This is a genomic window from Bacteriovorax sp. As-1, from assembly GCF_058446905.1.
In genome coordinates this window covers 2,163,629-2,177,743 of the sequence record NZ_CP184341.1, presented here as the reverse complement: position 1 = coordinate 2,177,743, position 14,115 = coordinate 2,163,629, and the positions used below count along the sequence as shown (strand labels likewise).

The window sequence follows — 14,115 nt, the reverse complement described above, 5'->3', positions numbered from 1 at the left end:
ACTTAGAAGAAACCCAATATGCGGCAAATTTTTGAGACTTAAGACTTTTGACAATTTTTTACTCGTCTTTATGAGTGCGCTGGCGCTTATGAGTCTCTATGTGCTCTACGCGCCTAAATCTCAGGGAAACGGCGATGAAATGAAAGTCGCCTCAATTGTAGAACAACTCAAAACCGTAAAACGAAAACGCGATTTTTATCAGGGATGGACCGATGTAAAACCCGGCGACTCCCTATCCCCAAATGATGAAATCTACACCCACGGACAATCTTCAGCGAAGATTAATTTTATTAATGGCCCGGAAATCAGTCTTTTTGAAAACTCACTTCTTAGAATTAAGACCGTAAATAAGACTAACACCTTCAGCTTGGACAAGGGAAACCTGATTGCTAAACTTAACAAGGACTCCCCTAACCTGGATATTGAATTAGGCGGGAAAAAATATTCATTTAAGTCGGATAATGCCAACATCCAAATCGAACAAGGCACTGGTGAAAATAAATTTCTTCTGCTCGATGGAAAGGCCCGCCTGAAAGATCAGGAAATATTACCCAATCAGGTTGTTATCCAGGACCTTAGAACGGGAAATATCAAAGTCAAAATGATACCATTTATCCCTGAATCTCCTGCTCACAACTTGCGACGTTACTTCGTAAAAGACACCGCACTTGAATTCTCTTGGAAATCTGTCGTTGACGATACACCGGCCACTTTAACCATTGCCAAAGATGCCAACTTCAAAAAGATTTTTTACTCTGAAGAAATAGATGCGAACCAAAAAACTCTGAGTTTTTCTGAAGCAGGTACTTATTTCTGGAGACTCACGGGACAAGACCAGTTATCTGGCCCAATTAAGACTTTTACCTTAATTGAAGAAATCCCAGTAGCCGTTAATGCCCGCGAAAGTATTCTCTATAAAGGGCCCAAACTTACAGATAAGGCCTTTATCAGCTGGCCCAAAAATAATATTGCGAACTTTCTTTTAAGACTTGAATCTCCTGATAAAAAGACTGAAGAGATTAAGCTTTCTAAAAACAATTATGAATTCACTCCTTCTGAAATTGGGACTTATCAAGTTTCAGTCAGAATCGACTCTCCCGAAAGGCCGCTTGCACTTTGGAGCTCCCCTCTTTCACTGAGTGTGATGGAAGCGCGTCCGGTGAGTATTACGGCGATCACTCCAGCACTCTTAGAAAAAGTAAATTACAACGATCAACAGACCTCTCAGGTTCTTTCATGGACTGGCCCTTCATCTGTTCATTATAAAGTCCGCTTAATTAAAGACGACATTGTTCAAGATTTTGAAACTGAGCAAACATCACTGCCTATTAACTTAAAAGATAAAGGCGAATACAGTTGGGAAGTTCAAGGAGAAACACTTTCTGGAGTGACGTCAAATAAGATTGCCGGAAAAATTGTTATCAAATCTCCCCTTCGTTTAGCTCAAATGCCAAGCGAAGGCGCAGTCATTGAGCTTGAAAAACCAGACCAGCTTGTGTCTTTTAAGTGGGACAAAGTTGAAGCCTCTTCAGTTTATCAGTTTGAGCTCTCTGATGACCCTGGCTTTAAGAAAATTATTGTCGCTAAAGATGTAGACACGAACAATGCCTCAACCAGCCTGGCCAATACTGGAAGATACTTCTGGCGAGTCAAGGTGAAAAAAGGTGAAAATGTAGAGTACTCAAGCCCGGTGAGTGTTGAGATTAAACCATCTCCTCCACTTTCTCGTCCGGAAATCACTCCAAGCTTAAAAATCAAGCTGAAGTATTTAGAAGAGTCAACGTCATTTAATATTTTTGATCTTTTTATCGGCAGAGCTCACGCTGAAGGGCCAGTCGCTGTCGCTGAATGGGATCTACCGGCCAATTCTCGAGCAAAAAGCTATATCGTCGAAATTTACAAAGATAGTGATCTAAAAACTCTGATTACTAGAATTGAAACTGAAGCCCCCCATGTTATTTGGAAAAATGCCACTCCGGGTGTTTTTTACTGGCGTGTTTCTTATGTAGATTTTTGGGGGCGAAAAACTGAATTCTCGCGTATTTCAACTTTAGAAGCTGAAGTGAATCCTGAGCTTTTAAAACCTGAGCCTGTTGAGATTCAACTTCTTTTACCAAGGCATCGTGCTGCAGTTATGCCGGAAGAAGAGGACTCAGCTCTCTTAAGCTGGGAAGCTATTGCTGAGACTAAAACTTATCAAATCTCCATCTCGCGAGATTTGGAATTCACTCAAGTTCTACTTTCAAAAAAGGTTAATGCGACTGACTTTAAAATCAACTGCAAGATGTTTGATAACCGCGAAGGTGAATATTTTTGGAAAGTAGAAGCAGGAGACAATACGTCTAAACGCCGCATGCTTCAAATTGGCTGTGCTACGAAAAAAATAGAACCACCAGTTGTCGTTGAAGAAAAGCTTCCTGTTATTGAAGTTAAGAACGAAGTCGCTCCTATTGTCAAAAAAGAAAATGAACACTATTTAAGACTTGCTTTTAAGCCTCATCAATTGAGTTATGAAAATAAAGCAGACCAATACTCTGCTGAAGTCAGTGGAACAGTTCTAAATAGCTGGTCTGTTCTTTATCAAAAACCAATAGGAATGAAATACTTTCAATTGATCTCCCCTGCTTTTTCTTTTTCCCGAGGAAAAGTTTTTAAAGAGATCACTTTCATGGACATGGACTTAAATCTCAAGATGATCAGAAAGTCCGATAGCTTTTCATGGGGGCCAATGATCGCCTTTGTCAAAAAGACAATTTATGTAGAGTCTAATTTAAAAATCACCGATGAAGGTTTTTCTTCCCCCCTTGCTGGAGCTTTCATTAGTACAAAGTTAGGAGCTTTCGATTTAAATGCTGAAGCAGGTTTTGGGAAACTGCTTTCTCTTCATGCTGATGCCATGGTGAAAATCAAGTCTCATTATGGAGCTGGGGTCTTCGTAGAGAATGTCTCTTTCACCAAAGAAGAAAACAAACACTCATTCATGAGTTTTGGTCTGATGTTCAATTACACTTTTGATTTTCTAGATATTGAATAATGAAGAAGTGCCGCTGCTAAAAAACCAACCAACATATTAATGACAAAAGAAGGCCCTGATTCATCCAGTGCAACTTTCGCACAAGAAACAGAACTACTGTATTGTCTCGAGACTCCCGATGTTCCTGATGAAATCGGTGTTGGAGTAAAGGAAGTGCTATAAGGAGTTGGTGATACAGAAGCTGGATTGGCAATAGTGACGACACCATCAGCATCATCGAGACGAATGCGTCCGTCTCCACCATCTCCGCCAAATCCATCAGAGAAGAGTGAATCGTTAGTTCCCCCCGTTCCTCCAGTGGCATTGATTGATCCTGATGCACTGACAGTCAGAGTTCCTCCGGCCTGAAGCCAAACAGCTCCACCTGAGCCCGCTCCTCCGCCTCCACTACTTGTCGTCGAGCCATTCCCACCACCGTTTCCGCCGTTAGAAATAATAGCCCCATCCACTGTAATATCACCACCGGCAATAATACGGATCGCTCCGCCGCCACCGCCACCTGAACTTCCAAACCATATCGTTGAACCAGATGCTAAACCTGCTCCACCGGCCGCTCCACCCGAGCCTCCAACAAAGCTTGTATCAAACGCGCTTTCGGGTCCGTATGTTGTTCCGTTGGCGCCTGCAGGAATCGTTACACTGTTGTCGTTGTCGTTTCCAGCTGAAGGCTGAGTCGCAGAAGTCGTCTTATAACTTCCACCACCGCCACCGCCACCATACGAATCAGTGATCCCTGAGCCCGTTCCATATTGTCCGCCGGTTCCGGCCCCGCTTCCGTTTCCATTGCTGCCAATAGAGATCGTTGAATTTCCACCAGCAAATCCACCAGCACCTGCGCGTCCGCCATTTGATACAGAACCAATTGAGCCGTTACTGCCATTGGCTCCGCTCATATCAACGGTTACACCTGCCTGGATAGTTACATCTTCCTGAACTTTAATAATTAAAGGATCACCATTGAAAGCTCCTCCACTGCCGCTAAAAGCAGTTAAAGTGGCATCGATGTTTAATGATTTACATTGATAGGTACTTCTTGCAGATGTGATCTGTGTGTCGGCCCCGCCAGAAATATTGCAAACACCATCAGATCCATCACCTGAGTCGATAGCAAAAGCTGAGGGAGACAAAAGAAAAAGGATTAACATGCATTTCATACATACATGTTAACCCAAATTTAATTTTACTTCGCTTTAGTAATTTTTACCTGAGTATAAACTTCATCTACTCCGAAGCTCACCGGGCTACCAAAACCAACAGTGGCCATCGTGCTGGCACATCTGTGTTTAATAGCATAAGTCGTCGCTTCAGTAATCGTCACTGATCCCAGGATTTTTGAAGGCTCCATACCTCCGGCCACGTTATGGCTTCTGGCATTTGATCCTAAGATAACCATCTCACCAGTTCCTGCATTAACCAGGACTGCTTTATGGAAACCATCTAAGTAAGCTGGAGCTTCGGCTTCAATCACATATGTACCTGCTTGTAGCGTGAATTGATTTGAAGCAAGAGAAACAAATGATGTGTCTCCGCTAATATTATTTAAATCGCGAACCTGCTCCCACCCTTTAGATGAATCGCAAGATCCTCCGTTAGTACCATTTGTTTTAACGTCTTTAATAAAAGCAACTTTTGAAACTGCATCTGGAACAATTGAAGCTGGAAGTCTTCCATTGGACCCAATCACCGGAATTTGCCCGGCAGCTGTACCAACATTCACGGCAATCGTTCCACCATTGCCAGAAATTGTTCCACCTAAAATACCTGCACCTGCAGTTAGGCTGACAAGACCTGGGTCACCTTTTTCACCTTTTTCACCCTTGTCTCCCTTTTCACCTTGGGCCCCGGCCACTCCTGCAGGCCCTTGCGGCCCTTGCGGTCCAACAGCTCCGTCAGCACCATTGTTACCTTGTGGACCTTGAGGTCCAGTCGCACCAACAGCACCAGTTTCACCGCGCTCACCAGCTGGACCAACAGGACCCTGTGGTCCTTGTGGACCTACTGCTCCTGTTTCACCTTTATCTCCTTTTGGACCTTGAGCACCTACGGCACCGGCATCACCGATTGCACCAGAAGGACCCACTGGACCTTGAGGACCTGTTGCACCAGTATCACCCTTATCACCTTTTGGACCTTGAGCACCTACTGCTCCGGCTGCACCAGTGTCACCTTTTGGACCTTGCGGACCAACAGCACCTACTGGACCTTGTGGACCTGTTGCACCCGCTGGCCCAACAGCGCCTGCAGGACCTTGTGGGCCAACAGGGCCAGTCGCACCAGTTGCTCCTTTTGGACCAACAGCACCCACATCACCTTTATCTCCCTTGTCTCCTTTATCACCCTTATCACCTTTGGCACCAGCAACACCAGTTGCACCCGCTGCTCCTGCAGGCCCTTGAGGACCGGCCGGACCAACCATACCAGTTAGACCCCTTTCCCCCTGATCTCCCTTATCACCTTTGTCACCTTTATCTCCCTTTTCTCCTTTTGATCCTGCTCCACCTGAGGTCAACTTCGAAGCTGTCCAACCTGTTCCATCCCAAACCAGGACATCACCTGCGGCCTGTCCATCTGGAATGTAATCAGTCGGCACCCAAAGCTCACCATCGAATCGAAGTATTTGTCCTTTTTCAGAATCTAATTGAGGAAGAGTAATACCTTTGACGTATTTTTCTAGAACCTTAACCGAAGCATACGCTGTCGCTGGAAAACCTTTTGTCTCTTTAAGGTATAAAGAGATTTTTGAATTTACACGAATGTCTTCTTTAGCGCGAGATCCATCAGAACAAGCAACAAAAGGGTAAGTGAAATTAAAAAAGAATCTTGTGACTTTTGTTTCGTATTTACACTGAACATTATCAAATACTAAATAAACAGTTGAAGGTCCTTCTCTTAATAAACCAGCGTTCACCTTAATTGAATCCGGAATTTGCACCGAACCATTAAAGGTTACGTTACTCACTTCACCTGACTTACTCGTCATGCGAAGCCACGATTCATCCTTCTTATTGTTCCAGCTCTTTGGGCTAACGATATAATAAGCATAATCATTATTATCGTTATTGTTGTGAGCAAAAACTGGAAGCGAAATCATCGCCAGGGTTACTAACATAGCCGCTGTTTTAAAAGTATTTGTTGTCATGTCAGCATTATAAGGCCTCTTGAACAAATACTGATCAGGACGACTCTTTATATAAAGAATGAACGCGTATCTAAGGAGTTAAAGCGTCTAAATAAAAGCTCATTTTAAAGGCAGGCCTTCTTTTTTTTGGTGAATTTTCAGCTCAAAAAGTTGGCAGATTAATCGTGTCTAGAGAGAAAATGCACATTCTTAATTCTCTTATAATCTCCACCATTTGCTTAGGATATCACACAGTTTTTTGCACTTAACTTTCTCCAATTTAGCGGATCTTGAACATAGAGTTATAATAAAACCTAAAGATGGAATGAGTATGGATATGGATAGAATAGATAGTAAAGCTAACCTTATATATGAACTTGTTGAAAAGTTCTTAAATAATAAAGCGATTCTTTTAATCGATGATGAAGAAGAGATTAAGCAGTTAATGTCTAATTATCTTATTAAATCGCGAATTGAAGAAGACCGCATTGTCACCGCCTCTGACGGTAAGGAAGCTCTATCTAAAATTCAGAACCAGGATTTTGGTCTTATTATTGTCGATATCGTGATGCCCAGGATGAGCGGTCTGCAGCTCATTAAAGAACTCAAGGCACGAAAGAAGTATAAAGACATTCCTATTTTGATTATCTCGGGAACTATTGACGCTGATAATGTGAAGTCCGCTATCTCAATGGGAATTAGCAATATTATTGTCAAACCTTTTACCTACAATATATTCCTCGATAAAATCGGTCGAACCCTAGGGGTTTAAAGCCTATATCAACTGTGCTACTATAACTTCCATGAGTAAAAGTCGTCGCGAAATTCCTATTCCAGCATACCCTATCATCGAAACCCATTTCCATTTGGATATGTTAAAAACAGCTTCGCGCGAAGATATTGTCCTTAAAACCGAAGCTCATAAAATTGAAAAGATGATCACCATCTCCACTTCTCCCAACAACCTGGACGAAGTGATCGCCATCTCTAAAACGTTCCCGCAAATTTACTGCACGCAAGGCCTTCACCCACACGAAGGAAAAGAATGGAATGATGAAGTCAAAGCTCACGTTATCGCCAATCTAAAAAATCCTGAGAATAAAAAAATCGTTGCGGTCGGTGAGATTGGTCTTGATTACTACTATTCAAAATCTCCTCGTGATGAACAGATCAAGGCCTTTGAAGAGCAAATGCAGATTGCTGTCGATTTCAACCTTCCAGTTGTTATCCATACCAGAGACGCTGATGAAGACACGATTGCTGTCTTAAAAAATTTCTCCACAACACTCAAAAGAAAAGGCGTTATTCATAGTTTTACTTCCGGCCTGGGACTGGCACAGTTCTGCCTGGATGAAGGCTTTTATATCGGCTTTAACGGCATCATCACTTTTAAGAATGCTGAAAATGTCAGAGACGCTCTAAGAATCACTCCCATTGAAAGAGTGCTCCTGGAAACAGACTCCCCTTTCCTGACTCCCGATCCTTACCGTGGAGTAGAAAATGCCCCTTATTACCTGCCTTTTATTGCAGAGAAGATTGCCGAAGTAAAAGGCATCGCTCTGGATGACGTTTTAACTAAAGCTTATACAAATTCTGTCGATCTGTTTCACTTCTAGATTCATATCCAAGGAGTTCTTATTAAAACATCACTTATGCTAATGGCGTTGACCCTGTTTGCTGGTTGCTCTCTCTTTACTCCAACACCTGAACCAACTGCAAAACCAATGACCTTTCATGATAAGAAGAACTGTTCTCCTAAGGCCTACGAATATATCAACAAAAGAGATGAAGCTCGCGAAAAGAAAATCACTCTTTATGAACATAATCAATTACAAACTCACACCGTCGATTTCTTCCTGGAAAAAGAAAAAGATCTTCTAAGTTGCTCGCAAGGACTTAAAGACAACTATGCCTGTCTGGCAGTAGGAATCAATTCAAAGTCAAAACTGGATTTTGTCGATGTAGCCGATGAAGTCAACAAGCTGGATGAAAATGTAAAGAACTGCCTAGTGAAAAAACTTCAGTCCTACGACTACCGTTCTTTAAAGGCCAAATTTGGAAACAAATTTATCATGCCTTTAAAGATGGCCGCGAAAAAAGATTAAAAGAAAGACTAGTCGACTTCGTAGTACTCTTTAATCACCTTGGTGTTGTTAATGACATTGGGATCAGTCGTATCCCCTTTGATCTCTCGCTTAACTTCTTTCAAGGTTTTTAAAGCACTGTCAAACTCGGCCATATCATCTTCGCGAAACTCATACGTCTCTTTAGTGTCAGAGTTTTCAAACTTAAAGATGGCCTCATTGTTAATACGTTGTCGCTGAAGCTCAAAAGGTTGAAGCTCTCGCTCTTGTCTTTGACCGATAATTTTAGATTTTGAAACGGGCTGAAGTTTGCGGGGCTTACTCTCTCCCATGAATTCTTTTTCATGCAGAAGAAGATAAATGGCGAATGCCATAAAAGCGACAAATGCTGTAATGGAAATGACCTTCATCAAGCCTCCAAAAAAAAGGCCCTCTTACGAGGGCCCTTTTATTAAAAACTAGTTTTCGTAGAAAGACTATCCAATCGTTGCAATTAAAGAAGCGATTAGAAGAGATACTACTGACATAACTTTAATTAGGATCGCTACACCTGGTCCAGATGTATCTTTGAATGGGTCACCAACTGTATCACCAACAACAGCAGCTTTGTGCGTGTCAGATCCTTTTGGGTGACCTGGAATTCCACCTTTTTCGATGAACTTCTTAGCGTTATCCCATGCTCCACCAGCGTTTGCCATGAATAGAGACATTGTAGCACCTACAGCTAGAGATCCTGCAAGCATACCAGTTAGAGCTTGCGGTCCCATTGCGAAACCAACAACAACTGGAGCTAGAACAGCGATGATACCTGGAAGAATCATTTCTTTTAGAGCTGCAAGAGTTGCGATATCTACGATTTTTGCTGGTTGAGGTTCAGCTTTACCTTCACGAAGACCTGGGATTTCTTTGAACTGACGAGCGATTTCTACTACGATCGCCTGAGCAGCCTTACCTACAGCAGTCATAGTTGTTGAACCAACTAGGAATGGAAGGATTGATCCGATAAGGATACCAAGAAGAACTCCAGAAGAAGTTAACTCTAGTGACATCTTAGCAAGACCAGCAGTTTCTCTTACGTGGTTTACTTCCATTGTGAAAGCAGAGAAAAGTGCAAGAACTGTTAGGATAGCAGATCCGATAGCGAATCCTTTTCCGATAGCAGCAGTAGTGTTACCTACAGCATCTAGTTCGTCTGTAATATCACGAGTTGCTTTTCCAAGACCTGACATTTCAGAAATACCACCAGCGTTGTCAGCGATTGGCCCGTAAGCATCAACTGTCATTACAACAGCTGTACCTGCAAGCATACCAACAGCAGAAAGAGCAATACCGTATAGACCTAAGTATCTGTCAGCGATGTACGCAGCAGCTACGACAAGAAGCATTGGGATAGCAGTTGATTCCATACCAACAGCAAGACCACGGATAACACCTGTACCAGCTCCAGTTTTAGCAGCTTCAGCTGTAAGACGAATTGGTTTACCAGCAGTGTAGTACTCAGTGATCAGACCGATGAACATACCCGAGAATGCACCAGCCGCTAGAGCTACAGTTACACCTTGAGAAATTCCAAACATTGGAACAAGTACGTATGAAGCAATTGTTAAAATGATTGGTGGGACAATTAGAGCGTTTCTTAAAACCGTTGCTGGCTTTGAGTTTTTAAACATACGCGCAAGGAAGATTACCGCGATAGAGATAACCATTCCTAGAGCTGAAAGAAGAAGAGGAAGAGCAACACCCGCCATGCGAGCGGCTACTTCATCAGCAGTTGATACAAGATTTGTTAAACTTGCAGCCGGGATTGTAAGAGCGATTGCCATTGCTGCAACGATTGCTGCAACCATAGATTCATAAATATCAGCTCCCATACCTGCTACGTCACCAACGTTGTCACCAACGTTATCAGCGATTACACCTGGGTTACGTGGATCATCTTCAGGAATGTTTTCTACTACTTTACCTGCGATATCAGCACCAACGTCAGCAGCTTTTGTATAGATACCACCACCGATACGAGCAAATAGCGCGATCGATGAAGCCCCTACTGCGAAAGCGTGAAGGATTGTTGAAAGATCAGCAGAGTCTTTGAATACAACGTAGATAACTCCTAGACCAACAAGTCCAAGAGAAGCTACAGCAAGACCCATAACCGCACCACCATCAAGAGCAACTAGAAGTGCTGCTGCTTTTGATCCAGTTGAAGCTGCCTGAGTTGTACGAACGTTAGCGTATGTCGCTGCTTTCATCCCAGCAAAACCTGCTAGAAGAGAAAGGAAAGCTCCAACGATGAATGAAACAGATGAAACTGCTCCAAGACCAAAATAAAGAGCCGCTGCAACTACCACACAGTAGATTGCTAGAACTTTGTACTCACGAACTAGGAAGGCCATTGATCCTTCACGTACGTAAGAAGCGATTCTTTCCATTGTTTCGTTTCCACCTGGCTGTGATTTTACTCGGAAGTAAAAAAACGCGGCGATTAATAAACCAAAAACCCCAACGTAGATCGGAGAATTGATCAGTGTGCTACTGAACATTGCTGTACCCCATGTTTGAAATAAGTAATAAAATTCGAATAGTTAGAATTACCCTAAGCGACAAAAACCGTCAAGAATTTGTATTTGCTTTTGCCCGTGTTCGCAGTGAGTAAAGATGTTGAATCTATGTAGGTGTGGGCAATAAAAAGGCCCTCTTTCGAGGGCCCTTTTTTTATTTAAGAAGTTTTTCTACTAGAATCTGTGACTGTTGGTCTTTAAGCGCCGCTGGCGAGTTGTGCGGGTAAAGGATTAGAGCTCTCATGTTCCCTAGACCTCTTCTCATCGACACGTGCTCAAGATCGTTTGCACCTACTGTTACCACTTCTGGCATATCGTAGAAGGCCAGAGAATTTTCAGAAAGGTTTAGAGATTGCCACTTTTCACCATGGTTAGCTAAGAAGTCATCACCTTTTGAATCAGCTTCTAAGTGAGTGACTGAAAGCTTGATTCCTACTTTTCCATTTTTACCTTTAGCGATCTTCGAAAGATCTGCTTCTACAACAGCAACGTTTGAGTGGTTGTAGAATTTCATTTCACGGGCATCAAGGATGGCCGGAAGGTAGTTTTCTTGAGTGTTCGCTGGGTCCATTTCAAACGCCATACGAAGGTTTCTTGCCATCTCTGCATCTAGAAGAAGAGAAGCGAAGATATCAGCTGTGATCCCACTTACATAGTTAGCTTTGATCGCCAGAAGTTCCTGGTCAGCAATTCCATCGTTGTTAGCGTCGATCTGAAGAGAGATGTCACATGGCTGCCAGAATGTCATAGCATCGTATAACTTCACCCCAACTTGAAGAACCTTAGTTGTTTGTCCTTTGTCAGTTTTTTCGATGATACGAATCCCTGCTGCTTCAAGGTCACATAGAGTTGAAGCTGACATGTTGTTTGGATTTAATACTGTTTTTCTCTCATCTGTTCCCAGAAGGTTGAAGATAAGAGCATCACCAGAAGACTTAGCTGAATTTGTCAGCGTTACTTTTACTTCTGATCCGTTTTTATCTACTTTCGAGTCAGTTTGAGTCACAAGGTCTGAAGCTTTGATGTCACTTACTTTGTTAAGAACCGCAAGGAATGGAAGAGAAACTTTTGATCCATCATCTGCGTTTGTTAAGATCACGAATCCGTCTGCTTCAATGTTGTTTTGAGCAGCGTTTTCACGAGCAAGAGTGAAGCTTACAGTGAAAGTAAGAGAAGTCTTTGCCTTAACTTTCAGAGCGCTTTGCAGAGACACTTTAATGTTCTTACTGTTGATCGCTCTTGTTGAGAATAGAACATCTTTATCAGATGAGTTTGTTAACGTTACTTTTTTCGCCACTGTCTTTGTAGAAGCTACTGGAACTTCTCCAAGAGAAAGAGTTGCTGGCATTGCTAAAACCTTCGCTTTAAGAGCTTCTTCAACTTGAACACGTCCAGCACCTTGACGAGAAACAGCTACGTGAGCACCGTTTGCCATCATGATTTTAGCTGTGTTTAAGATTCTTGCTTTAAGTTCTTGAACTGAAGCTTTCGGGAAAGCTTGTCTCATAAGGGCCATAACACCAGCAAGGTGTGGTCCTGACATAGATGTTCCTGAGAACTGAACTGATTCAGTACCTGTACCAAAAGCGGCCGAGATAACGTTTGCCCCTGGACCAGAAATTTCTGGTTTAATTAAAGAGTCGATTGAACGAGGACCGCGAGACGAGAAGTTAGTCATCGTATCGATCAGGTCGTCACGGTTAATGATTTGTCCTGGAGAGAAGTTAAATACTACTTCTGATTTTTTAGCTAGAGCAGCTTTAATCGCGTCCCCTAGAGATTTTGTAACCATGACAGCTGGGAAATCGTATTTCCCTTCAGATCCCATCGCGATTGGAGCCCCATCAACGTTGTTAACCATAACAACACCAGAAGCACCAAGAGCTTTAGCTACCTGGAATTTTTGTTCGAATGAAATTGCTCCACGGTCCATAAGAGCGATGCGCCCTTTAACCTGAGTTTTAACTTCTTCAGAAATCGCTTCAACACCTGTTCCGATGTGAATAAGAGCACCACTTACTTTGCTTGAATCAGCTGGGATCGTTCCGTTTCCTTCTACTTTCTCAACTAGTTTTGATGATCCTTCGATTGACACTTCAACAGCTGGAACAGCGATGTTTTGTGGCATGTAATCGATAGAAGCTGCAACAGAGATTGCCTCATCAGAAGTTGCCGGAGCACCTGTGATATATGGGTTGTCTCCTGAGTTACCAGCTGAAGCTACTACGATAGTTCCTGCTTTTGTCAGGTTCTTGATTGCTTCAGTATAAAGGATTTTTGGTTTACCGAATCCACCACCAAGAGAAAGGTTAACGACATCAAGACGGTTTGTTGGTTCGATTTTCTCGCTTGGGTCAGCTGCGTATTCTAAGGCCTGGATAACGGCGATATCAGACGTGCTTCCTTCTTTACCGAAAACTTTTAGAGCGTACAGAGCAGCTTCTGGAGCTACACCTGAGTATGAAACAATGTTGTCACCGATACCAGCAACTGAGCCGGCAACGTGTGAACCGTGTCCACTTTCATCAATTGGGTTTTCATCGCGAACTGGAACTTGTTGTTCAAGAGAAGCTCCACCTGCAGAATATTTTGATCCTACGAAGTCAGCTCCACCAACAACTTTCGCGTTCGGGAAAAAATCATTTGGTGCTGAAGGATCGATTGAATCGTAAGTTTCTTTTTTACCAGTCCCACCAAGCATAGCGTGAGTGTAGTCGATACCTGTATCGATAACCCCTACTCTCATCTTCTGACCAGAGATCCCCATCTTATGAGCTTTATCAGCACCGATGAACGATACAGAGTTTTTATCTTTCAGGCTTTCAATTGCAGCCGTTACTTTCTTTTCAAGACCTACAGTTTGTGGTCTAGCGAAGTTTGTGTTTTGGATAAGTTTATTAACGCCTTCGATCCCTTCAATTTGGCCGGCCACTTCACTAGGAGCTACGAAAGCTACCGCGTTTAGAACCATCTTATATGTCGCCACGATTTTAATATCTGGTGAAATATCTTTTAGTTTTGAGATAACTTCTTCTTGTTCATCAAGAATTGCTTTTTTTAGCTCTTCATCGATAACAGGTTTACCATCAACTGTTTGCGCTTCAGCTAAAAGTGCAGGATGAGATAATTGAACGATCCCCACATATTGTGTTGGAGTCTGTTGTCTCATGCTGAAATATTTGCTGGCGATTAAATCCAGTGATGATTGATTAGAATTCTTCGGTGCACATGATGCAAGTAGCGCCAAAGACAGAAGTAATGATGCTGAATATTTCATAAGTTCCCCTTGCTCTTAAATAAGCGAAGGCGACTATATCTTAT

Annotated in this window: 9 protein-coding genes; 4 read left to right on the top strand and 5 right to left on the bottom strand. The window is 42.6% G+C overall.

Annotation, left to right across the window (positions count from 1 at the left end; translation table 11 throughout):
- Positions 1-70 precede the first annotated feature (70 nt).
- Complete coding sequence (locus ACN20O_RS10955; protein ID WP_491633975.1) at positions 71-3,034, top strand: hypothetical protein; 2,964 nt, start codon at positions 71-73, stop codon at positions 3,032-3,034.
- Here ACN20O_RS10955 and ACN20O_RS10950 read toward each other — a convergent pair.
- Positions 3,004-4,188 carry a hypothetical protein gene (locus tag ACN20O_RS10950; protein ID WP_491633974.1) on the bottom strand — a complete coding sequence of 395 codons (1,185 nt, stop codon included), beginning with the start codon at positions 4,186-4,188 and terminating at the stop codon, positions 3,004-3,006. The genes ACN20O_RS10955 and ACN20O_RS10950 overlap by 31 nt on opposite strands.
- Positions 4,189-4,214: 26 nt before the next feature.
- Entirely contained in the window at positions 4,215-6,173 is a 1,959-nt protein-coding gene (locus ACN20O_RS10945) for a hypothetical protein (protein ID WP_491633973.1), read from the bottom strand.
- A gap of 316 nt (positions 6,174-6,489) precedes the next feature.
- Between ACN20O_RS10945 and ACN20O_RS10940 the strand changes: the two genes are divergently transcribed.
- From ACN20O_RS10940 to ACN20O_RS10930, 3 genes are read left to right on the top strand one after another with little or no spacing between them, the layout of a single operon-like run.
- The gene (locus ACN20O_RS10940) at positions 6,490-6,924 is read left to right on the top strand and encodes a response regulator (RefSeq protein ID WP_158649537.1); all 435 of its coding nucleotides are present in this window, start codon (positions 6,490-6,492) and stop codon (positions 6,922-6,924) included.
- Between the two features lie 31 nt (positions 6,925-6,955).
- Positions 6,956-7,768 carry a TatD family hydrolase gene (locus tag ACN20O_RS10935; RefSeq protein WP_491633972.1) on the top strand — a complete coding sequence of 271 codons (813 nt, stop codon included), beginning with the start codon at positions 6,956-6,958 and terminating at the stop codon, positions 7,766-7,768.
- 36 nt (positions 7,769-7,804) lie between these two features.
- Entirely contained in the window at positions 7,805-8,257 is a 453-nt protein-coding gene (locus ACN20O_RS10930) for a hypothetical protein (RefSeq protein ID WP_491633971.1), read from the top strand.
- Positions 8,258-8,265: 8 nt separating this feature from the next.
- Here ACN20O_RS10930 and ACN20O_RS10925 read toward each other — a convergent pair whose 3' ends face one another.
- The 3 genes from ACN20O_RS10925 to ACN20O_RS10915 form a co-directional block, all read right to left on the bottom strand.
- Entirely contained in the window at positions 8,266-8,646 is a 381-nt protein-coding gene (locus ACN20O_RS10925; RefSeq protein WP_491633970.1) for a hypothetical protein, read from the bottom strand.
- Between the two features lie 66 nt (positions 8,647-8,712).
- Entirely contained in the window at positions 8,713-10,776 is a 2,064-nt protein-coding gene (locus ACN20O_RS10920; protein WP_102242325.1) for a sodium-translocating pyrophosphatase, read from the bottom strand.
- 172 nt (positions 10,777-10,948) lie between these two features.
- Positions 10,949-14,071, bottom strand: a complete 3,123-nt coding sequence (locus ACN20O_RS10915; protein WP_491633969.1) for a S8 family serine peptidase — start codon at positions 14,069-14,071, stop codon at positions 10,949-10,951.
- Positions 14,072-14,115 lie beyond the last annotated feature (44 nt).